The organism is Pyruvatibacter sp. HU-CL02332, assembly GCF_040362765.1.
In the GTDB taxonomy this organism is placed as follows: domain Bacteria; phylum Pseudomonadota; class Alphaproteobacteria; order CGMCC-115125; family CGMCC-115125; genus Pyruvatibacter.
In genome coordinates this window covers 362,909-384,280 of the sequence record NZ_BAABWK010000001.1, presented here as the reverse complement: position 1 = coordinate 384,280, position 21,372 = coordinate 362,909, and the positions used below count along the sequence as shown (strand labels likewise).

Sequence of the window (21,372 nt, the reverse complement as noted above, 5' to 3'; positions counted from 1 at the left end):
TGGGGGCATGGCAATGAACGCATCACCACCATCCAGCGCCTGGGTCACTATTGATCTTGATGCTCCCACCGTAGCAGCAAGGGGGCAGCGGCCCTCTTCAGCAAGTGACGCCCCGCAAGGGTTCGATGTGCTGGAGATGGAGTTCACCGGCACCAAGGCGCAAGCGGCGGAAAACGGTCGCAACCGAATGGCACTTCTGGCGGCCTGCTTCCTGGCCGCCTTCGTCATTCTTGGGATGCGTGTTCTTGAGCTTACGCTTGCGGACGCGCCGCAAATGACAGCGCGCAGCGCGCCTGTGCAATCCGGCCCGATTCATCGCGCGTCGATCACGGACCGCAATGGCAATGTGCTGGCAACGGATGTTGCCGTGCCATCGCTTTATGTGGACGCACGCAAAGTCATCGAGCCTGTCGCAACGGCTGACGCATTGCTGACAGTGCTGCCGGACCTCAATCGCGAAAAACTGATTTCACAGCTCACAAGCGGGCGAGCCTTTCAGTGGATCAAGCGTCAGCTTGGCCCCCGGCAGCAAGCGGCAGTGCACGCGCTGGGCCTGCCGGGTATCGCCTTCAAGCGCGAGCCAAAGCGGGTGTACCCCAAGGCGATGTCAGCGGCGCATGTGCTTGGCTATGTCGACATGGACAATACCGGTATCGCGGGCATCGAACGTGGACTTGATGATCTGATCCGCCAGACGGACGACTATAACGAGGCGTCGCCTGTCGTGCTGTCGCTCGACATGGGCGTTCAGCATGCGGTGGAAGAAGAACTCGCCAGCGCAATGGAAACGTTCAACGCCAAGAGTGCGGTGGGGATTGTTCTTGATGTGCATACCGGTGAGGTGCGTGCGCTTGCATCCCTGCCGGACTACGACCCCAACGCGCCCATGGCCTCTGATGACAAGGCGCGGTTCAACACGGCCACCCGTGCTGTCTATGAAATGGGGTCTACCTTCAAGGTGTTTACCGCCGCCATCGCGCTTGATGCGGGCGTCGCAACATTGACCTCACGCTACGATGCACGGCAGCCGCTGAAAGTTTCCGGTCACACGATCCATGACTACCACGCGGAAGAGCGCTGGCTGACGGTGCCGGAAGTTGTCATGCATTCTTCCAACATCGGTACCGCGAAGATGGCTATGGATATCGGCGTTGCTCAGCATAAGGAATATCTGGCGCGTCTTGGCCTGCTTGACCGTCCGGAACTTGAAATTCCAGAAGTGGCGCAGCCGCTTAAGCCGCGGCAGTGGCATGAGGTTGAAACCATGACCATCTCCTTTGGTCATGGCCTTGCCGTCTCGCCGCTGCAACTGGCTGCCGCTGGATCCGCCATCGCCAATGGCGGCTTCAAAGTGTCTCCCACGCTCCTGGCGATGCGCGATCGTGAACCCAAGCGCGAGCGGGTGCTGGACACGCGCACTGCCAATGATGTGGTTGATCTGATGCGCATGGTCGTATCCGAAGGCACGGGCAGCAAGGCGGACGTGCCGGGCTATGAAGTTGCCGGCAAGACCGGCACTGCTGAAAAACCAGGTCGCGGCGGATACCGTAAGGATCGGCTGATCACGTCCTTCCTGTCTGTTTTTCCTGCGTCGGCGCCTGAATATCTTGTGCTTGTGCTGCTCGATGAGCCGCAAGCTACAAAAGACACCTATGGCTATGCGACGGCGGGTTGGAATGCTGCTCCGACAGCGGGCAACGTCATTCGCCGCGTTGCGCCTATTCTTGGCGTCAGCCCTGTGAAGACCCGGATGCCAGGTCCCGCGATCGTTGAAGCCGGATTGGTGAGGTAGCGATATGGATCTGGCTCACCTCCTCGGCGCACGTGTCTCCATCCCTCAAGGGGCGGGCACACTCGATATTGCAGGCCTCACCGAAGACAGCCGCAAGGTGAAACCCGGCTTCCTGTTTGCTGCCTTGCCGGGTACGCAGGCAGACGGTGCCAAATTCATTCCCAAGGCGTGCGAGCAGGGGGCTGTTGCCATTCTTGCGCTGCCGGGAACGGACATGCCTGCTGACTATCCCGATGTGACGCTGATTGCAGACCGAAATCCGCGTCGTCGGTTCGCGCTGGCGGCGGCCAATTTCTATCATGCTCAGCCGCACACAGCCGTTGCGGTGACGGGGACCAACGGCAAGACGTCGGTTGCTTCATTTGTGCGCCAGATCTGGGAGCGACTTGGAACACCGGCTGCATCCGTTGGCACGCTGGGGGTGATGACCGCCAGTGAAACGCGCAAGCTCATTCACACAACGCCTGACCCAGTGACGCTTCATGCGGCACTCGCCGAGCTTGCTGCGGAAGGCATTCAGGCGGTCGCTGTTGAAGCCTCCAGCCATGGGCTGGTGCAACATCGCATGGATGGCGTTGAGCTGACCGCGGCGGCCTTTACCAACATCACTCGTGATCACATGGATTATCACGAGACGTTTGAGGACTATGCCTACGCCAAGATGCGTCTGTTCGGTGAAGTGCTGCCGCCGGGCGGCACTGTCGTGCTGAATGCAGATGCGCCGCTCTCCAAGGAGATTGCAGCGGTGGCTTGGGCGCGGGCGCAAAAAGTCATCTCGGTCGGTTTTGAAGGCACGTCCCTGAAGCTCGAAAAGCTGACGCCGACGGCTCATGGTCAAAACCTGACTGTCCTGCATAAAGGCCAGTCCCATGACATTGCACTGCCTCTGGTCGGGGACTTTCAGGCCTCCAATGCGCTGGTCGCTGTGGGGCTGGTTGCGGCAACAGGAGCGCCGGTGGATCGGGCGCTTGCTGCGCTCTCGTCCCTTGAAGGCGCTGCCGGTCGTCTTGAGATGATGGGAACTTCGAAAACAGGCGCGGCTGCCTATGTGGATTACGCCCATACGCCGGATGCCCTTGAGACTGCCATCACCGCCCTGCGGCCCCATACGGCCGGTCGGTTGGTCGTTGTGTTCGGCTGCGGCGGGGACCGTGATGCGGGCAAGCGTCCGCAAATGGGCGAGATCGCCGTCCGCCTCGCTGATGCAGCCATCGTGACTGACGATAATCCGCGCTCTGAAGATGCGGCAGCCATTCGGGCTGAAATCATGGCCGCAGCCCCCGGGGCGCGCGACATTGGCGACCGGGCGCAAGCCATCAAGGCGGGTCTTGAGGGGCTTGGCGAAGGCGATGTCTTGCTCGTGGCTGGCAAGGGTCATGAAACCGGCCAGATTGTGGGCGATGAGGTCCGTCCATTTGATGATCGCGCGCAGGTCAAGGCCGCGCTGCAAGATGTTCGGGAGGGTGCGTAACGCCCATGACCTCTAGTCCCGCAAAAGCTCTTTGGACAGCCCAGGATGCGGCAACCGCCATGGGTGCCCCGCTGCTCGGCGATGCCGAATGGCAGGCTCATGGCATTTCCATTGATACGCGTACGCTGCAGCCCGGCGACCTCTTTTTTGCCCTGCTGGGTGATGGCAATGACGGTCATGACTATGTGGCGCAGGCGCTCGACAAAGGCGCTGCCTGTGCTGTGATTTCCCGTCCGGTTGACGGGTTGAAGCCGGATGCGCCGCTTGTGCAGGTGGATGACACCCTGAAGGCGCTTGAAAAACTGGGACTGGCCGCCCGCGCGCGCAGCAGCGCCCGCATCTGTGCGGTGACGGGCTCTGTCGGCAAGACCGGTACAAAGGAAGGCCTGCTTCATATTCTAAGCGGGCAGGGCCGGACGCACGCATCCGTTGCTTCCTACAACAATCATATCGGGGTGCCGATTACCCTTGCCCGTATGCCTGCAGATGCCCAGTACGGCATTTTTGAAATTGGCATGAATCACGCCAACGAGATTTCGCCACTGGTAAAAATGGTGCGACCTGAAGCGGTCATCATCACAACAGTTGAAGCTGTCCACATCGAGAACTTCGGGTCGGTTGAGGAGATCGCCGATGCCAAGGCTGAAATCTTTGATGGATTGCAGGCTGGTGGAACCGCGATCCTCAATCAGGACAATCCGCATTTTGATCGGCTCCGGTCACGTGCTCTGGCGTGCGGGGCGGGCAAAATCATCGCCTTTGGCAAATCCGAACTGGCGGATGCCCGGGTGACGCGGATGTCGCTTCAATCAGATGCATCCTATGTCACCGCGTCGATCTGTGATCATGAGATGACTTACAAGCTTGGCGTGCCCGGTGAGCACATTGTCATGAACTCGCTGGCCATGCTGGCCTGTGTTCATGAGCTGGGGGCTGATCTGGCTTTGGCCGGCCTCGCGCTTGGCAAGCTGTTGCCACCGGAAGGACGGGGCAGTCGCATCGAAATTGATGTGCCGCGCGGATCGTTCCTCATCATTGATGAAAGCTACAACGCCAACCCGACATCGATGCGGGCTGTCATGCAGGCGCTTGGTAACACGCCTCCGGGCCCACATGGTCGCCGTATTGCGGTGGTGGGGGATATGCTGGAACTGGGCGACCAGGGTCCAGCAGATCATGCGGGTCTGGCTGCGCCGATTGCTGAAAACGAAATTGATCTCGTGTTTGCCTGCGGCCCCCTGATGGAAAACCTCTGGGACGCTTTGCCAAAAGGCGTCCGCGGTGCCTATGCGGACACATCCGCCGAACTGGCTGCACGCGTGGCCGACGAAATTGCGCCGGGTGATGTCGTGATGATCAAGGGGTCACTTGGCAGCCGCATGGCGGTTGTCCTCAAGGCGCTCAAAGATCTTGGGCCCGAGACCCAATCCAACAAGAACACCAAAGAGGAGCTGGTCTGATGCTCTACATATTGTTTGCTGATCTGGCTGATCAGGTCTCCTTCTTCAACGTGTTCCGTTACATCACGTTCAGAACTGGCGGCGCCACCATGACGGCGCTGCTCGTGGCCTTCCTGATGGGCCCGGCATTCATTCGCTGGTTGAAGAAGAAACAGAAGCAGGGCCAGCCCATTCGGGAAGATGGCCCGCAGAGCCATATCGTGGCCAAAGCCGGCACACCGACCATGGGCGGCGGACTGATCCTGATGTCGATCGTGGTTGCAACGTTGCTGTGGGCTGATCTTACCAACGGATATGTCTGGGCGGTGCTTGGTGTCACGGTTGGCTTTGGTCTTGTGGGGTTTGCCGACGACTACCGCAAGGTGACACGGGCAAGCCATGCGGGTGTGTCGGGCCGCGTCCGGCTTGCGATCGAGTTTGCCATCGCGTTCGTCGCTGTTGTTTTCATGATGCAGCTTTCAACGGATGGACTTGGCGGCGCTGTTGCTGTGCCGTTCTTCAAGGATGTGCTGATCCAGCTGGGCCTGTTCTATATCGTGTTTGGCGGTCTGGTCATTGTTGGTGCGTCCAACGCGGTCAATCTGACAGACGGTCTGGATGGTCTGGCGATTGTGCCTGTCATGATTGCGGCCGCCAGCTTTGGCCTCATTGCCTATCTCATCGGCAATGCCGTGTTCTCGGACTATCTACAGATCCACTTCGTGCTGGGCACGGGTGAGCTTGCCATTATCTGCGGCGCCATCATTGGCGCGGGTCTTGGCTTCCTCTGGTTCAATGCACCACCGGCCATGGTTTTCATGGGCGATACCGGGTCGCTTGCTCTAGGTGGCGCCATTGGTTCCATGGCTGTTGCCACCAAGCACGAGCTTGTTCTGGTCATCATCGGTGGTCTGTTCGTGGTTGAGGCCCTGTCGGTCATCGTGCAGGTCGCGTCCTTCAAGCTGACCGGCAAGCGCGTCTTCAAGATGGCGCCCATCCACCATCACTTTGAGCAACTTGGCTGGGCCGAGCCCACCATCGTTATTCGTTTTTGGATCGTTGCCATCATCCTGGCGATGATTGGCCTCTCCACCCTCAAGCTTCGATAGAAAGAAAAGAACCGCCTCGTCATGATCCCTGTTCCAGGATTTGAAGCAAAACGCGTTGCAATGTTCGGCCTTGGCCGGACAGGGCTTGGTGTTGCGCGGGCGCTGGAAGCAGGTGGCGCGACGGTGCTGTGCTGGGACGACGGAGAAGCGCGGCGTGATGAAGCGCAGGCCGAAGGTCTGGAACTGCATGATCTCTACAGCACAGACTGGTCGCAGATTGAAGCGCTGGTTCTAAGCCCGGGTGTTCCTCTGACGCATCCTGCGCCGCACGCCCTTGTGCTTGCAGCCAAAGCTGCTGATGTGCCGATCATTGGTGACATGGAATTGTTCCAGCGTGCGCTTGATGCCTCGGGCAAACGCGCGCGGATGGTTGCAATCACCGGCACCAACGGCAAATCAACAACCACGGCTCTTATCGGTCATCTCATTCGGCAGGCCGGTGGTAATGCGCAGATCGGTGGCAATATTGGTCGCGCGGTGCTCGACCTCGATCCGCCGGAAGATCAGACGATCTATGTCATCGAGATTTCGTCCTACCAGCTTGATCTGGCACCGAGCTTTCGCCCGGACGTGTCTGTGCTGCTGAACATCACGCCGGACCATCTTGATCGCCATGGCAGTTTTGAAAACTACATTGCCATCAAGGATCGGATTTTTGCCAATCAGACGGCCCGTGGATATGCGGTGTTCGGCATCGACAGTGAACCGGTGGCGCGCCTGTGCACCAACCGGTGTGGTCAACAGGCCGCGGCTGGATCAAACGACGGCGGCCCAAAGGTCATTCCTATTTCAGCGCGTAAGTCGCTGGGCCGCGGCGTCTATGTGCTTGGGGGCAAGATTTATCACTCCCGCTCAAGCCGCGTTGAAGAGGGTGCGGACCTGAACGGCATCACCACACTGCAGGGATCTCACAACTGGGAAAATGCAGCGGCAGCATTTGCTGCCGTTCGCGTGCTCGGGATTGACCCCGCCAAGATCGCGGACGGGCTTAAGCGGTTCCCCGGTCTCGCGCATCGCATGGAGCAGGTTGGCGAGCACAATGGCGTGCGGTTTGTGAATGACAGCAAGGCAACCAATGCGGATGCTGCGGCACGTGCTCTGGCGACGTATGACAAGATTTACTGGATTGCTGGTGGCGTTGCCAAAGCGGGGGGCATTGAGCCGCTTGCTGAGTATTTCCCAAAAATTGCCAAGGCCTATCTGATTGGCAATTCAGCACAGGACTTTGGAGCCACTCTTGATGGGCGCGTCAAACACACGCTTTCAGGAACGCTCGACGAAGCGGTGCTGCAGGCGGCACATGATGCAGCCAAGGACGACAATGCCGTGGTGCTGTTGTCGCCTGCCTGTGCGTCATTTGACCAGTTTCCGGACTTTGAAAAGCGCGGCGATGCGTTCCGCGACGCTGTGCGCGCTTTGGCTCAGGCGTCTGACAAGGCCAAGCAGGGCGGGGGGGCAGCAGCATGATCCGTCTTGCCCGCACAGATAAAAGCGCGATCGCACAATGGTGGTGGACAGTTGATCGCTGGACATTTGCAGCCCTGATCCTGCTGCTGGGTCTGGGGACCGTCATGTCGCTTGCCGCAAGCCCGGCTGTGGCCACGCGCATTGGTCTTGAGCCCTATCACTTCTTCTATCGGCATCTCATTTATCTGGTGCCCGCTCTGCTCATCATGTTCGGGGTTTCCCTGCTGAGCCCACGTGGTGTGCGGCGACTGGCGACACTCATTTTCGCTGGTGCCCTGGTTCTTATGGTTGCCACACTGCTGATCGGCCCGGAGATCAAGGGCGCGACCCGCTGGCTCTATGTGGGCCCGTTCTCGCTGCAACCTTCCGAGTTTGCGAAGGCCGGTTTTGTGGTTGTCTGCGCGTGGATGTTTGCGGAGGGCAGCAACCGGGAGTCCGGCATTCCCGGCAACACCATTGCTGCGGCTTTGTGGGTTGCCACGATTGGTATCCTTGTCCTGCAGCCGGACTTTGGTCAGGCGCTGCTGGTGACGGGCACGTGGGGCGCGCTGTTTTTCCTCGCCGGTATTCCCTGGATCTGGATTGTGCTTCTGGCATCGCTGGCGATGGCGGGTGCTTATGGCGCCTATATCATGATGCCGCATGTGGCGAGCCGCATTGACCGTTTTCTGGATCCGGCCTCCGGTGACACCTATCAGATTGACACCGCGCTTGATGCGTTTTCGCGCGGCGGCTTTTTGGGTATGGGGCCGGGCGAAGGCACGATCAAGCGTGTGCTGCCGGATGCACATACAGATTACATTTATGCCGTCACTGCTGAAGAGTTCGGCGCACTCATGTGCCTTTTGGTGCTCGCCATCTTCGGTTTCGTCGTGCTGCGGTCTTTTGCTCGGGTCATGGGCGAAACGGACAAGTTTGTGCAGCTGTCAGCCTGCGGTCTTGCAGTGCTCTTCGGGGTGCAGTCGATCATCAATCTGGGTGTGAACCTCAATCTGCTGCCGGCCAAGGGCATGACACTTCCATTCGTTTCCTATGGCGGGTCGTCTTTGATCGCGCTGGCCATTTCCATGGGCATGCTCCTTTCTCTCACCCGACGCCGCGTTGGCAGTCAGGCGGCATTGACGTCGCGGATCATTCCGGGACTGCGCCCCGCACGGCTGGCTGGAGGTGTGGCATGAGTAAGCCAATCGTCATTGCAGCTGGCGGGACCGGTGGTCATCTCTTCCCCGGTCAGGCGCTGGCGCAGGAGCTTATGCGGCGTGGCCAGAAGATCGCTGTAATTACGGATCATCGCGTTTCTGGTGTGCAGGCACGGTTTCCGGATGCAGAAGTCTTCTCAGTCCCGTCTGCTACGCCCTCCGGCGGTGGCCTGGTGGGCATGATTTCATCGGTCATTCCGATCATTCGTGGCATTCTGGCGTCGCGTAAGGTGCTGGCGAAACTCGATGCCAGCGTTGTTATCGGCTTTGGTGGCTACCCGACACTGCCGCCGCTGGTTGCAGCCTATATGCGCGGAATCCCTACAGCGGTACATGAGCAGAATGCTGTGCTGGGTCGCGTCAATCGCCTCATGGGGCCGCGGGTGAACGCCATTGCGTCTACTTTTGCTGAGCCGAAATATCTGACGGAAAAGGACGCACCGAAACTGTCGCTCACGGGCAATCCCGTGCGTGACCAAATCATCAAGGTTGCCGACCGAAGCTATGTGGCGAGTGGTGGTGACAGTGCCTTCAATCTGCTGGTTTTTGGTGGGAGTCAGGGCGCACGTGTCATGAGTGACATTGTACCCGCAGCCGTCGCTCAATTGTCGGAAGCACAGCGGAACCGCTTGCGTGTCGTTCAACAGGCACGACCAGAAGATGTAGAACGCGTTTCCCAGGCCTATGCCGACGCGGGTGTCACCTGCGAAGTCGCGTCATTCTTCGAAGACATGCATGAGCATATTGCCGCCGCGCAGCTTGTGGTGGCGCGCTCTGGCGCCTCGACAGTAACGGAGCTGGCGGTTGTTGGCCGTCCTTCTTTCCTTGTGCCTTTGCCGCACGCCATAGATCAGGACCAGCTTGCCAATGCGCAGGTGCTCAGTGATGCGGGCGGTGCGTGGCTGATGCAGCAAAAACACTTCACGCCGGATTTGGTTTCGGCTGAACTTGAACATCTCATGGTTGCGCCGGACCAGCTGGAAACAGCGGCCGCCTGCGCCAAGTCTGTTGCCCGGCCCGACGCTGCAGCGCGTCTGGCTGATCTAGTTGAGGCGCTCGCCTCGGGGAGTACGAAGCAGTGAGCGATCTCGCCCGCACTTTTGGAACCATCCACTTTGCCGGTATCGGCGGCATTGGCATGAGCGGCATTGCCGAAGTCATGCACAATCTTGGCTATACGGTGCAGGGGTCTGACCTGTCCGACAACGCCAACGTCAAGCGGCTGCGCGACCTGGGTATCCATGTGTTCATCGGTCAGCGGGCTGAAAATCTGGAAGGTGCTGCCTGCATCGTCATTTCATCTGCCGTCAAAGACGACAATGCAGAAGTCATTGCAGCCCGTGAAGCAAAGCTGCCGGTCGTGCGCCGTGCCGACATGCTGGCCGAGCTGATGCGCCTTAAGAGCTGCGTCTCCATTGCCGGAACCCATGGCAAGACGACAACCACCTCGCTGGTGTCGTCACTGCTGGATGCGGCGGGTTTTGACCCTACCGTGATTAATGGAGGCATCATCAACGCTCATGGCACCAATGCCTATCTGGGGCAGGGTGAGTGGATGGTCGTCGAGGCGGATGAGTCCGACGGTACATTTATCAAGCTGCCGTCTACCGTTGCGGTGGTGACAAACATTGATCCGGAACATCTGGATCACTATGGCGACTTCGACACGTTGCGGGAGGCGTTCCGTTCCTTCGTCGAGCAGGTGCCGTTCTATGGATTTGCGGTGCTCTGCATTGATCATCCCGAAGTGCAAGCGCTGCTTGGTCGCGTGCGTGATCGCCGCGTTGTGACCTACGGCCTCAGCCCGCAGGCGGATGTGCGCGTTGTTGATCTTGATTTCGTGGATGGCCGGTCCGTGTTCTCAGTTGAGCTGAGCGATCGCGTCAAAGGCGACACACGCCGCATTGATGGTCTCGCGCTCCCCATGCCGGGCGAACACAATGTTCTCAATTCAGCCGCTGCCATCACCGTCGCCCGCGAAATGGGTGTGCCGGACGACAAGATTGTTGAAGGCCTGTCGCGCTTTGGCGGGGTGAAGCGCCGCTTCACGTTGACGGGCACCTGGAACGGTGTGGCCATCTATGATGACTACGGCCATCACCCGGTTGAAATCTCTGCGGTGCTTGCTGCTGCCCGGTCGGCTGCCAAGGGCCGCATCATCGCGGTTGTTCAGCCACACCGGTACACGCGCTTGCGTGATTTGTTTGAAGAATTCTGCAGCTGTTTCAATGATGCGGATCTGGTCCTGGTTGCGGATGTGTTCCCGGCCGGTGAGGAGCCGCTGGAAGGCTATTCCGCAGCTACGCTTACGCAGGGCCTGATTGATCACGGCCACAAGAACGCTGTCCAACTGGCGTCGCCCGATGATCTGGCCACGCTTGTTGCTGCGGAAGCCAAGGATGGCGACATGGTTGTCTTCCTGGGGGCTGGCAATATCACCCAGTGGGCAAATGCGCTGCCGGGCGAACTTGAAAGCAAGGGAGGGGCTGCATGACGCAGACACATGCCCTCCCTTCATTGATTGATCGCCTGCCAACTGTGCGCGGCTCCTACAAGGAGAATGCACCACTGGCACCTTTGACCTGGTTCCGCGTCGGCGGCGCGGCAGATATTTTGTTTACGCCTGCAGACGCTGATGACCTTGCGACCTTCCTTGCCGGTTGTCCTGACGACATACCGGTTCTCGTTGTGGGTGTTGGGTCGAACCTGCTTGTGCGCGACGGTGGCATCGACGGCGTGGTGATCCGGCTTGGGTCCGGCTTCACATCAATTGAAAAAGTTGATGACACCAGAATGCGCGCCGGCTGCGCTGTGCCTGACATTATGTTGGCCAAGGCGGCGCTTGATGCGGGACTGACCGGTCTTGAGTTTTATCGCGGCATTCCCGGTGCGCTGGGTGGCGCGTTGCGCATGAATGCCGGTGCCTATGGTCGTGAAACCAAGGATGTGCTGATTGAAGCTGAAGCGGTCTCCCGCAATGGGGAGCGCGTCACCTTGAGCAATGCGGATTTTGGGTATTCCTATCGCCACTCTGAGGTGGCTGATGATCTTATCTTTACCTCAGCTCTGTTTCAGGCCGCCCCCGGCGACAAGGACGAGATCAAGGCGCGCATGGACGAGATCACCTCGTCGCGCGAAGACAGCCAGCCGATCAAAAGCCGTACCGGCGGGTCAACCTTCAAGAATCCCGGTGGAACCAATCCGGACGGCCCCAAGGCCTGGAAGCTCATTGATGCTGCGGGTGCACGCGGCCTCAAGCGTGGCGGAGCGCAGGTCTCGGAGCAGCACTGCAATTTCCTCATCAATACGGGCGATGCCACCGGCAGCGACCTTGAGGGGCTTGGTGAAGAGGTGCGGGCCCGCGTGAAAGAAACGAGTGGCATTGAACTCCAGTGGGAGATCAAACGGGTTGGGCGGGAGGCGCAGACATGAGCCGCGCTGACACACATGTGGCCGTCCTCATGGGCGGCTGGTCCGCAGAGCGTGAGGTTTCGCTGTCTTCGGGCAGGGGATGCTCTGCGGCATTGCGCGAAGCAGGCTTCACCGTCACCGATGTAGATGCGGGACATGATCTCGCGCAGGTGCTCGCTGACCTCAAACCTGATGTGGCGTTCAACGCACTGCACGGACCATGGGGCGAAGACGGCTGTGTGCAGGGACTACTCGAGGTTCTGGAATTGCCGTACACCCATTCAGGCGTGCTGGCGTCCGCGCTTGCCATCGACAAGCAGCGGGCGAAGCACTTGCTGGCCAATACCGGCATGCCGGTGGCGGAAGGGCGCGTGGTTACGCGCGAAGAAGCTGCCTCTGCTCATGCCATGGATGTCCCCTATGTGATCAAGCCTTTGGATCAGGGGTCGTCCATCGGGGTTTTCATTGTGCGCGAGGGCGACAACCGCCCGCCCGCGGAACTGTCCGACCCCAAATGGAACCTTGGCGACGAAATGCTTGTTGAAGCCTTTGTTGCCGGACGCGAGTTCACCTGTGCCGTCATTGATGACAAGGCGCTTGAGGTCATTGAGATCAAGCCGCGCACAGCGTTTTACGACTATGAAGCGAAATATGCGGCTGGCGGGTCAGAGCATCTGCTCCCCGCGCCCATTGATGACGGGTTGAAGCAGCGCATTCAGGACCTGTCGTTGATGGCCCATCGCGGCCTTGGCTGCCGGGGCGTCTCGCGGTCCGATTTTATATTTGATGAGAAGCGCGGCGAGCCCGTGTTCCTTGAGGTCAATACGCAGCCGGGCATGACGCCAACGTCGCTTGTGCCTGAAATTGCAGCTTATGGCGGCATGCCGTTTCCGGAGCTGGTTGCGTGGATGGTGGAGGATGCGTCATGCCGACGGTAAAGTCCGGAGCAAAGAAGAAGAGCCCCGCGAAACGTAAACCGGCATCCCGCGCGCGCCGCACGCCAGCGACACCGCGTAAAAGCGGGACGTTCCGGTCTGGCAGCAGTCGGTCGCAGAAATCATTTGGCCGCCGTGGTGCTGCCCCAACCGGGTTTAGAGCCCGCATGGGCGCATTGCTGAATGCCAGTCGCTTCTTTGGCTTTGCAGCTGTCGTGCTGCTGGCTCTCACGCTTGGCTATGGCCTCGTCGCCGGTGGGCATGTGGCTGCGTTTGGCGTGGCTGTTGTTGAGCAGAGCAAGTCTGCTGTGGCAGCGCTTGGACTGCGCGTCGACGAAGTCACCGTTGAAGGGCGCACGCGCACAGAGGCAGCGGATGTCCTCAAGGCCCTTGGAGCGACACGCGGACAATTCATCTTTGACATTGATCTCGTGGCAGCACGGGATCGTCTTGAGCGCCTCGAGTGGGTGGAGCGCGCGACCGTATCGCGGCATCTGCCCGGCACTGTTCACGTCCAGCTCATGGAGCGGGAACCTTATGCTGTGTGGCAGCGGGGCGGACGTCTGTCGCTCGTGGATCGTACGGGGTCACTGATTACAGACAACAACCTGTCGGGCTTTGCCCATCTGCCGCTCGTGGTTGGTCACGGTGCCCATCGCAATGCGTCCGCCTTGATGAACGAGCTGATGGCCAAGCCCGCTCTTGCTGCGCGCGTGCAGGCTGCCGTGCGTGTTTCGAACCGCCGATGGAACCTCAAACTGCAAAATGGCATCGAGGTTCGGCTGCCCGCCCGTGGCATTTCTGACTCACTTAGAAAATTGGTGCGTATGGACGCTAAAAATGGCGTTCTTTCGCGGAATATCCGCGCTGTGGACCTACGCGTTCCGGGACGAATCACTATACTGATTGATTCGGAGTCTGCGGCGCAGAGGCGCGCCGCATTCCAGACACGTTCGGTAGAGGGGGGACGTGACGCATGAATGTAATCACGCTGCCAACTCATACGCGGGGGAGCGACAACGCTTCTTCCAAAGCGCGGGGCAAGACGCCTCAGCGCGGCAGCGGACGTCATGCGAACCGTGGCGGCATTGTTGCCGCCCTGGATGTTGGTACATCCAAAATCACCTGTTTCATTGCCCGCGTTGATGCGGCTGCCGAGGGAACCTCGGCACCGGCTGTCCGCGTGATCGGCATCGGCCAGAAAGTGTCCCGTGGCGTCCGCGCCGGTGCGGTCGTTGACATGGACCTTGCTGAAGAAGCCATTCGTGCGGCGGTCGATCAGGCTGAACGCATGGCCGGCATGACCGTCAAAGAAGTTCTGGTAACAGCCTCGGCGGGAACACCACGCAGTCATCGGCTGTCTGTGCGTGTCGCCATTGGCGGTCAGGAAGTCAGCGGCGATGATCTGTCCCGCGTCCTCAAGCATGGCCAGACCCATTGCGTGACGGATGATCAGGCCGTCATGCATGCAATCCCTGTTGGGTACACGATTGACGGTAGTCCCCGCATTGCAGACCCCATCGGCATGTTCGGCGACCGGCTCGGTGTCGACATGCATGTTGTGTCTGCCTCGCCGGGGCCGCTTCGCAACCTGCTGGTGTGCGTTGAGCGGTGTCATCTTGAACCGGTGGGAGTTGTCTGTGCGCCTTACGCCAGCGGGCTTTCGTCGCTGGTGGAAGATGAAATTGATCTGGGTGTTGTCTGCGTCGATATGGGTGGCGGCACGACGTCCATCTCCGCCTTTGTTGAAGGCAGTCTGCTGCATGTGGATGTGCTTCCCGTTGGTGGTCAGCATGTCACCAATGACATTGCGCGCGGGCTTTCCACACCGCTGGCGCATGCGGAACGCATGAAGACACTGTATGGGTCAGCGCTTGCCAGCCCCTCAGACGAACGCGAAATGATTGACGTGCCGCAGGTCGGCGAAGATGTCAGCGATGCGGCCAACCACATTCCCAAGTCCATGCTCACGGGCATTATTCAGCCGCGCGTCGAAGAAACGCTTGAGCTGGTGCGTGACCGGCTGATGGCGTCAGGCATTGGCAGCATGGTCGGACGACGTGTCGTTCTGACCGGCGGTGCCAGCCAGCTCACAGGTTTGCGGGATATTGCAGCGCGTGTGCTCGACAAGCAGGTGCGCCTTGGGCGCCCGCTTCGGGTTGCAGGTCTTGCAGAAGCCACAGGTGGCCCAGCCTTCTCAGCGTGTGCCGGTTTGCTTCTCTATGCGCGCGGTCATCAGGCCGAACTGGCGACACCGCAAATGCTTGAAGATGACGTTGCCCTTGGCGACGGCACGACAGGACGCTTCTCGAAAATCGGGAGGTGGCTGAAGGAGAATTTCTAATTTTGTTCAAGAGGTTCATCGGCAGGCGGACCATTTTGAACTAACGTATGACTTAGGCGAATCACGTAAAACTGACAAAGATCAGTTGCGTACAAGCAAAGCCCGAATGAGGCCCTAGAAAGGGTCCGTCCAGGTGGCGCATTCAACAGTGAGGCCGAGCGGAAACAAAGCGCATTAAGCGCATCCAATGGAGGCCCTCCAATGACGATCAATCTCTCGGTCCCCGAACAGACCGAACTGAAACCTAGAATTACTGTCTTCGGCGTCGGTGGCGCTGGCGGCAATGGCGTGAACAACATGATCGAGTCCGGCCTTGAAGGCGTGGACTTCGTTGTTGCCAACACGGATGCACAGGCACTGTCACAGTCGCTTGCGGATCGCCGTATCCAGATGGGTACTGCCATTACGCAGGGTCTGGGTGCCGGCTCGCGCCCACAGGTGGGCGAGGCCGCAGCGGATGAAGCACTGGACGAAATCGTTCAGCACCTCACCGGCTGCCACATGGCATTCATTACAGCCGGCATGGGCGGCGGCACCGGTACTGGTGGCGCACCTGTTATTGCGCGCGCTGCACGCGAGATGGGCATCCTGACGGTTGGTGTGGTGACAAAACCATTCCAGTTTGAAGGCAGCCGCCGCATGCGGATTGCAGACGAAGGTATTGAGGAGCTGCAGCGGTATGTTGATACGCTGATCGTGATCCCCAACCAGAACCTGTTCCGTGTCGCGAACGAAAAAACCACTTTTGCTGACGCGTTCAGTATGGCGGATGAAGTGCTGCACTCCGGTGTGGCTGGCATCACCGACCTCATGGTGCGTCCGGGCCTGATCAATCTTGACTTTGCCGACGTGCGCACTGTCATGAATGAAATGGGCAAGGCGATGATGGGGACGGGTGAAGCCTCCGGCGAGACCCGTGCGATCGAGTCCGCAGAAGCAGCCATTTCCAACCCGCTTCTGGACGAAGTCTCCATGAAGGGTGCGCGTGGCGTGCTCATCAACATCACCGGCGGCATGGACATGACGCTGTATGAAGTTGACGAAGCGGCCAATCGTATTCGTGAGGAAGTTGATCCCGACGCCAACATCATTGTCGGTTCGACATTCGACACCGCTCTTGATGGCTCCATGCGCGTCTCTGTTGTTGCGACGGGCATTGATTCAGAAGCGGCAGCGGAAGATCCCCCGATCGTTAAGCCCGCAGCTGAGCCGGTTCGTGGCTTCCGCCTCAAGAGCCAGCAGACCGAAGCAGAAGTTGCCGCCAATGACGCAGCAACTCCTCCTGCTCAGGCACCCGCTGCTGCGGCAACAGATGCTGCCTATATGACGTCACTGCCGCCGCTGGACGACAATATTGACCCGGCTGAATATGAAGCTGAAGTCATCATCCACAAGCCGCAGGTTCAGCAGGAAGTTGCCGAAGCAGCCCCTGAGATCGAAGAGCCTGTTGCAGCAGAACCCGCACCGCGCGGTGCTGTGGTGGCACGGGATCAGGGCGCTGCTTACATTGCACCTGAGCCTCGCCGCATGCAGGCCAAGCCTCGCAAGAAGGCCCCTGGTTTCTTTGAGCGCATCACGGGTGCTGCCCGTGGGCGTGATGAGGAAGTGGATCGTGGGGCGGCGACACCGCTGCGCCCGGCAACCAAGCCGGCGGCTCGCATGGAACCTCGTATGGCGCCGCGCCCGGTTGCCAATCCGGCTGCCGAAGCGCCTCAGCGTGCTGCACCGGTTCAGCAGGCTACGCCCGTTCGTGAACTGGCGCCGGATCCGGTTGAGGAAGAACAGCTGGAAATTCCAGCCTTCCTTCGCCGCCAGGCCAACTAAGACGACACTTTGCCGGGCCTGATGGGGCCCGCGCATGATTGATTGTTTCCGTTACGCAGGCGGGCCCTGTCTCAGAAGAGACAGGGCCCGTTTGCTTTTGGTCTTGGTGTTGAGGATGCGACCTGCCGCTAGGCGACGTCTTTCGCAAACTCAGCGCGGATTGAATCCAGCGTGTCATTCAACTGACTTTCCAGTGTATTCACCGCACTCATCACTGCACCCGTTTCTGTGCGGACAGTGGTTGAGCTGGCGCGGCTGCTGTTGATGGATTCCGATACCTTGTGGATCGACTGCGTCACACTCTGGGTGCCGGTTGCAGCCTCGTGGATGTTGCGGGAAATTTCCTGCGTCGTTGCACCCTGTTCTTCCACTGCGGAAGCAATGGCTGAGGCTACCTGACTGACTTCGCCAATCGTGTTGGTGATGGCATCAATCATGGAAACAGCATTGCTGGTCGCAGACTGGATGGACTGCACCTGTCCGCCGATCTGCTCCGTTGCTTTTGCTGTCTGGGATGCCAGCGACTTCACTTCAGACGCCACGACCGCAAAGCCCTTACCGGATTCTCCGGCACGTGCGGCTTCGATGGTGGCATTGAGTGCCAGAAGATTGGTCTGATCAGCAATGTCCGTGATCATCGCAATGACCTGACCGATTTCCTGGGCTGCTTCATTCAGCCCTAGGATCTGAGCCTGCGCTTCGTCAGACTGAGATTTGGCCCGCTCAGCAACACTCGCGGACTGGCTGGACTGTTCGGCGACTTCGCGAATGGCTGTGGTCATTTCTTCAGTTGCTGTTGATACAGACTGCACATTGACCGTTGCTTCTTCCGCTGCAGCGGCCACCGTTGTGTTTTCGTCCATGACCTCGTTATTGATCCGCTCCATCGTATCAACAGCAGAAGTCATCTCAGACGTATTATGCTGCAGGGCAGTCACGGTGCCGTTCAGCTTTTCCGTGATTGTGTCCGTCATGCGCAGAACTGTCTCGCGGACTTTGCCTTCCGATTCGCGCTCCATTTCCTTCTGGCGCTCGGCAAGTTCTTTTCGCTCGATGATCTGGATGCGGAATTTCTCCATGGCGTGCGCCAGCTTGCCCACTTCATCTTTGGATTTCACATTTATGATGATGTCTGTGTTGCCCGCCGCGAGGTGGTCCACGTTTTTGAGCATTTCTGCCAGCGGTTTTGTCGTAATACGTGCGATAAAGAACCCGACGACAGTCAGAACGAGCATTCCTACGAAACCTGCAATCCAGATGATAATTTCTGCAGTGTGTTCGTGTGCCAGCGCGGTTTGTGCAGACTGAAGTGTGAAGTCGTTGAGCTCCAGCAGGAGTTCTTCGATCGCATGGTCGAGTTTGTCTTCTTCCTCGTGGATCGTGATCGCAAGGCCATCGGCTTTGTAAAGATCGCCTGCGCTCAGCGCATCAAACAGTTCGTGGGCATGTTCCTCAAAGGTCTTGTGTTCAGCTTCGACCATTTTGAGAACGTTCAGAACATGTGTGAACTCGGCACGGGCTTCTTCTGTATGCGCCTCGCCGATGGCGTGCTCCGCCAGTTCTTCACCTTCGAGAATTTCCGCATTGATCTTTGTTGAGATCTTGTCGAAATGAGCGATGTTCTTGTCCAGATCTTTGCGCTCTGCGTGCCCGGAATCCAGGGCATATCCTGCTGCCAAGGCGCGTTCGACGGCGATCGCCTGCTCAAGCTGATGGATGGTGATTTTCGTCACCATAGACGTCAGAGGTATGTCTTCTTCGGTGATTTCGGTGATTTCTGTGCCGATTGCAGCGATCTGCATGTTTGCAAACACAATGATGGTCGCCATGATGAGTGCGCTAGCAGCCGTAAAGACTGCCATCTTAAGTTGTAGTGAAAGATTGTTGAAAACTGTCAGCATGATTTTTTACCCCAGATGTACGTCTTGCCCGCCGGGATTAATCCACACAAATTGCTAAAGTTTAGTTGCGGGACTGATGCTCGCATTGAGTGTGTTGCTGCTGTTCCAGTCCAACGTTATGTGCGACGCAACATTCACAGCAAATTAGTTAACAAAATCAATGCCCTATCGTGTAACACAGCGAAACACCCTGTGACTTGTTGATGGAATGCGGCGTTGTTAGAAGACTATTGCATCAAATTGCCTGATGGCTGCGTTTGGGGCTTTTGCAGTGGTCTTGGGGGATCATTCTAAAAAAGTACCTTGGCTATATGGCAATCCGTATTGGGGCTCGCCTTGGGGAAGGCGTGAATGGATGCGTAAGAGGGGGACGTGCATATCGTGACTGTTCAAGACGGGAAGGCCCTTCGGGCAAACATGGCTAAAACCAAACCGCAGCAAACTTTGAAAACCAGTATCAGCTGCGCAGGCGTTGGCGTGCATACGGGCGCGATGGTCAATATGACTTTCCATCCTGCTGCCCCGAACACCGGCATTGTTTTCCGTCGTACAGACCTTGACCCCTCATCGGGCGGTGGTGCTGATATCCTTGCGCTCGCCTCATCGGTTGGCGATACGCAGCTGGGAACAACCATCTGTGCTTCCGGCGAGTTTGCCACCAAAGCCACTGTTTCCACGATTGAACATGTCATGGCCGCACTGGCCGGCTGTGAAATTGACAACATCATCATTGACGTTGATGCGCCGGAAGTACCGGTGATGGACGGCTCTTCTGCTCCGTTTGTGCGCCTTATTGAGTGCGCCGGTGTTGAACAGCAGGGCGCACCGCGTCGCTATATCCGCATTTTGCGTCCGGTTGAGATTGCCGGCGACAAGAAGCTGGCACGGCTTGAGCCTTATGATGGTCAGGCGTTTGAGTTCGAGATTGATTTTGCCACGCCGGCCATCGGCCAGCAGGCGGTTGCCATCGAGCTTGGCTCTGACTGCTTCAAGAAAGATATTTCCGAAGCCCGCACTTTCGGCTTCGTGGAAGATGTGGAAGCGCTGCGCAGCATTGGTCTGGCGCGCGGGTCCTCTTTGGACAACACGGTCGCTATTGAAAACGACGAAATCCTCAATGAGGACGGTCTGCGCTACGACGACGAGTTCGTCCGGCACAAGATGCTTGATGCGATCGGTGACCTGTATGTTCTTGGTGCATCGGTGATTGGCCGGTATCGCGGTGTGCGCTCTGGCCACGCGCTGAACAACCAGCTTGTTCAGGCCTTGCTGAGTGAACCGGATGCTTTCGAGATTACGACGGAAGCGCCGGGTACATCTGTTCAGGTTCCAGCGGCCGCTGGTGGATCTGCAGGTGTTCTTTCAGCCGTCGCTGCCCCAGCCTAAGCAATCAAAATACCCCACATTTTTGTGCTGACAGGGATATTCCCCCGGTTTGTCGGGTAATGCACTCATTTGCATGGCCCTAGCGCATTGCAGGGCCATACCGCAGTCGTTTAATGTCTGCGGTAACAAGCTGCTACGCCTTATTGACTCGCCGGAGCGGGACCCTGAGGCATCGGGCCAACAAGCCCAGTCAGCACCCCGATACACTGACCGGATAAATGATGCGATCAATGGTGAAGCGTATTTCCCCGTCCACTTCTTCCAGCCTTGGCCCGCGCACTTTGGTGCGTGGATTGGCCTTGTTGGCGGCCCTGGTGCTGGCGGCATGTGGCGGTCCTGATAGTGAGGAACTGGCGTATGAAGAGCGCCCGGTCAATGAGCTTTACAATGAGGCCATTGATGAACTGGAGGGCGGCAATTATCGCGCTGCTGCCCCCCTGTTTGATGAGGTAGAGCGGCAGCACCCGTATTCGATCTGGGCGCGTCGGGCCATCCTGATGGCTGCCTTCTGCCACTATCAGGTCAATGACTACGACAGTGCTGTTATTGCCGCCCAGCGGTTCATTGCGCTCCACCCCGGCAACCCCAATGTGGGTTACGCCTACTATCTTGTGGCTCTGTCCTTCTACGAGCAGATCACTGATGTGGCGCGCGACCAGCGGGTGACCGAGCGGGCGCTGCGCGGCCTTGAGGAAGTGGTACGCCGCTTCCCGGACAGCGAGTATGCCCGTGACTCCCGCCTCAAAGTCGATCTGACCTACGACCACCTGGCTGGCAAGGAGATGCATATCGGCCGCTGGTATCTGCAGCGCGATCAGTATGTCGCCGCTATCAACCGGTTCCGCACGGTCGTCACCCGTTACCAGACAACCACCCATACGGCTGAAGCGCTGCATCGTCTCTCTGAAGCCTATATGGCTCTTGGCGTCGCGCATGAAGCGCAAACAGCTGCTGCCGTGCTTGGGTACAATTATCCTGGCAGCGAGTGGTATGAGTATTCCTATGCCCTATTGGCCAATGACGGATTGCAGCCGCTTGAAGACCGAGCGTCGTGGATCAGCCGGGCCTGGAACAGCGTCTTTTAGACGCCAGCC

Annotated in this window: 15 protein-coding genes and 1 pseudogene; 15 read left to right on the top strand and 1 reads right to left on the bottom strand. The window is 58.6% G+C overall.

Annotated elements, in window-relative coordinates; translation table 11 throughout:
• The first annotated feature begins 13 nt into the window (after window positions 1-13).
• From ABXH05_RS01845 to ftsZ, 13 genes and pseudogenes are all read left to right on the top strand, one after another.
• The gene (locus tag ABXH05_RS01845; RefSeq protein ID WP_353559524.1) at window positions 14-1,792 is read left to right on the top strand and encodes a peptidoglycan D,D-transpeptidase FtsI family protein; all 1,779 of its coding nucleotides are present in this window, start codon (window positions 14-16) and stop codon (window positions 1,790-1,792) included.
• Between the two features lie 4 nt (window positions 1,793-1,796).
• Window positions 1,797-3,263 (top strand): UDP-N-acetylmuramoyl-L-alanyl-D-glutamate--2,6-diaminopimelate ligase, encoded by a 1,467-nt coding sequence (locus tag ABXH05_RS01840; RefSeq protein WP_353559523.1) that lies wholly within the window; start codon window positions 1,797-1,799, stop codon window positions 3,261-3,263.
• Between the two features lie 5 nt (window positions 3,264-3,268).
• On the top strand, window positions 3,269-4,723 hold the full coding sequence (locus ABXH05_RS01835; protein WP_353559522.1) for a UDP-N-acetylmuramoylalanyl-D-glutamyl-2,6-diaminopimelate--D-alanyl-D-alanine ligase: 1,455 nt from the start codon (window positions 3,269-3,271) through the stop codon (window positions 4,721-4,723).
• Window positions 4,723-5,811, top strand: a complete 1,089-nt coding sequence (gene mraY / locus ABXH05_RS01830) for a phospho-N-acetylmuramoyl-pentapeptide-transferase (RefSeq protein WP_353559521.1) — start codon at window positions 4,723-4,725, stop codon at window positions 5,809-5,811. The genes ABXH05_RS01835 and mraY overlap by 1 nt, the downstream gene beginning before the upstream one ends.
• Before the next feature lie 21 nt (window positions 5,812-5,832).
• Complete coding sequence (gene murD / locus ABXH05_RS01825; protein ID WP_353559520.1) at window positions 5,833-7,278, top strand: UDP-N-acetylmuramoyl-L-alanine--D-glutamate ligase; 1,446 nt, start codon at window positions 5,833-5,835, stop codon at window positions 7,276-7,278.
• The gene (gene ftsW, locus ABXH05_RS01820; protein WP_348138549.1) at window positions 7,275-8,456 is read left to right on the top strand and encodes a putative lipid II flippase FtsW; all 1,182 of its coding nucleotides are present in this window, start codon (window positions 7,275-7,277) and stop codon (window positions 8,454-8,456) included. The genes murD and ftsW overlap by 4 nt, the downstream gene beginning before the upstream one ends.
• Complete coding sequence (gene murG / locus ABXH05_RS01815) at window positions 8,453-9,559, top strand: undecaprenyldiphospho-muramoylpentapeptide beta-N-acetylglucosaminyltransferase (protein ID WP_353559519.1); 1,107 nt, start codon at window positions 8,453-8,455, stop codon at window positions 9,557-9,559. Before ftsW ends, murG begins: the two co-directional genes overlap by 4 nt.
• Window positions 9,556-10,971 (top strand): UDP-N-acetylmuramate--L-alanine ligase, encoded by a 1,416-nt coding sequence (gene murC, locus ABXH05_RS01810; protein ID WP_353559518.1) that lies wholly within the window; start codon window positions 9,556-9,558, stop codon window positions 10,969-10,971. The genes murG and murC overlap by 4 nt, the downstream gene beginning before the upstream one ends.
• On the top strand, window positions 10,968-11,909 hold the full coding sequence (gene murB / locus ABXH05_RS01805; RefSeq protein WP_353559517.1) for a UDP-N-acetylmuramate dehydrogenase: 942 nt from the start codon (window positions 10,968-10,970) through the stop codon (window positions 11,907-11,909). The genes murC and murB overlap by 4 nt, the downstream gene beginning before the upstream one ends.
• Complete coding sequence (locus ABXH05_RS01800; RefSeq protein WP_353559516.1) at window positions 11,906-12,826, top strand: D-alanine--D-alanine ligase; 921 nt, start codon at window positions 11,906-11,908, stop codon at window positions 12,824-12,826. Before murB ends, ABXH05_RS01800 begins: the two co-directional genes overlap by 4 nt.
• On the top strand, window positions 12,814-13,803 hold the full coding sequence (locus ABXH05_RS01795) for a cell division protein FtsQ/DivIB (protein WP_348138559.1): 990 nt from the start codon (window positions 12,814-12,816) through the stop codon (window positions 13,801-13,803). The genes ABXH05_RS01800 and ABXH05_RS01795 overlap by 13 nt, the downstream gene beginning before the upstream one ends.
• Window positions 13,800-15,167: a cell division protein FtsA gene (ftsA, locus tag ABXH05_RS01790; protein WP_348138561.1), complete on the top strand. Its 1,368-nt coding sequence runs from the start codon at window positions 13,800-13,802 to the stop codon at window positions 15,165-15,167. The genes ABXH05_RS01795 and ftsA overlap by 4 nt, the downstream gene beginning before the upstream one ends.
• 201 nt (window positions 15,168-15,368) lie before the next feature.
• A pseudogene (gene ftsZ / locus ABXH05_RS01785) lies at window positions 15,369-16,616 on the top strand (cell division protein FtsZ); the annotation flags it as partial.
• A 503-nt stretch (window positions 16,617-17,119) separates the two neighbouring features.
• On the opposite strand, the gene ABXH05_RS01780 reads toward ftsZ, so the two are convergent.
• Window positions 17,120-18,820 carry a methyl-accepting chemotaxis protein gene (locus ABXH05_RS01780; RefSeq protein ID WP_353559514.1) on the bottom strand — a complete coding sequence of 567 codons (1,701 nt, stop codon included), beginning with the start codon at window positions 18,818-18,820 and terminating at the stop codon, window positions 17,120-17,122.
• 489 nt (window positions 18,821-19,309) lie between these two features.
• Here ABXH05_RS01780 and lpxC point away from each other — a divergent pair, with 489 nt between their 5' ends.
• Both lpxC and ABXH05_RS01770 read left to right on the top strand, forming a co-directional pair.
• On the top strand, window positions 19,310-20,278 hold the full coding sequence (lpxC, locus tag ABXH05_RS01775; protein WP_353559513.1) for a UDP-3-O-acyl-N-acetylglucosamine deacetylase: 969 nt from the start codon (window positions 19,310-19,312) through the stop codon (window positions 20,276-20,278).
• A gap of 230 nt (window positions 20,279-20,508) precedes the next feature.
• Window positions 20,509-21,363 carry an outer membrane protein assembly factor BamD gene (locus tag ABXH05_RS01770; RefSeq protein WP_353559512.1) on the top strand — a complete coding sequence of 285 codons (855 nt, stop codon included), beginning with the start codon at window positions 20,509-20,511 and terminating at the stop codon, window positions 21,361-21,363.
• Window positions 21,364-21,372 lie beyond the last annotated feature (9 nt).

What these genes read in the sequence shown, in the direction of transcription:
- murB (WP_353559517.1), top strand. Translation starts at nt 10,968, where the DNA reads ATGACGCAGACACATGCCCTCCCTTCATTGATTGATCGCCTGCCAACT.
- ABXH05_RS01770 (WP_353559512.1), top strand. Translation starts at nt 20,509, where the DNA reads ATGGTGAAGCGTATTTCCCCGTCCACTTCTTCCAGCCTTGGCCCGCGC.
- ABXH05_RS01780 (WP_353559514.1), bottom strand. Translation starts at nt 18,820, where the DNA reads ATGGCGACCATCATTGTGTTTGCAAACATGCAGATCGCTGCAATCGGC.
- ABXH05_RS01835 (WP_353559522.1), top strand. Translation starts at nt 3,269, where the DNA reads ATGACCTCTAGTCCCGCAAAAGCTCTTTGGACAGCCCAGGATGCGGCA.
- murG (WP_353559519.1), top strand. Translation starts at nt 8,453, where the DNA reads ATGAGTAAGCCAATCGTCATTGCAGCTGGCGGGACCGGTGGTCATCTC.
- ftsA (WP_348138561.1), top strand. Translation starts at nt 13,800, where the DNA reads ATGAATGTAATCACGCTGCCAACTCATACGCGGGGGAGCGACAACGCT.
- ABXH05_RS01795 (WP_348138559.1), top strand. Translation starts at nt 12,814, where the DNA reads ATGCCGACGGTAAAGTCCGGAGCAAAGAAGAAGAGCCCCGCGAAACGT.
- ABXH05_RS01845 (WP_353559524.1), top strand. Translation starts at nt 14, where the DNA reads ATGAACGCATCACCACCATCCAGCGCCTGGGTCACTATTGATCTTGAT.
- ABXH05_RS01800 (WP_353559516.1), top strand. Translation starts at nt 11,906, where the DNA reads ATGAGCCGCGCTGACACACATGTGGCCGTCCTCATGGGCGGCTGGTCC.
- ftsW (WP_348138549.1), top strand. Translation starts at nt 7,275, where the DNA reads ATGATCCGTCTTGCCCGCACAGATAAAAGCGCGATCGCACAATGGTGG.
- lpxC (WP_353559513.1), top strand. Translation starts at nt 19,310, where the DNA reads ATGGCTAAAACCAAACCGCAGCAAACTTTGAAAACCAGTATCAGCTGC.
- ABXH05_RS01840 (WP_353559523.1), top strand. Translation starts at nt 1,797, where the DNA reads ATGGATCTGGCTCACCTCCTCGGCGCACGTGTCTCCATCCCTCAAGGG.
- mraY (WP_353559521.1), top strand. Translation starts at nt 4,723, where the DNA reads ATGCTCTACATATTGTTTGCTGATCTGGCTGATCAGGTCTCCTTCTTC.
- murD (WP_353559520.1), top strand. Translation starts at nt 5,833, where the DNA reads ATGATCCCTGTTCCAGGATTTGAAGCAAAACGCGTTGCAATGTTCGGC.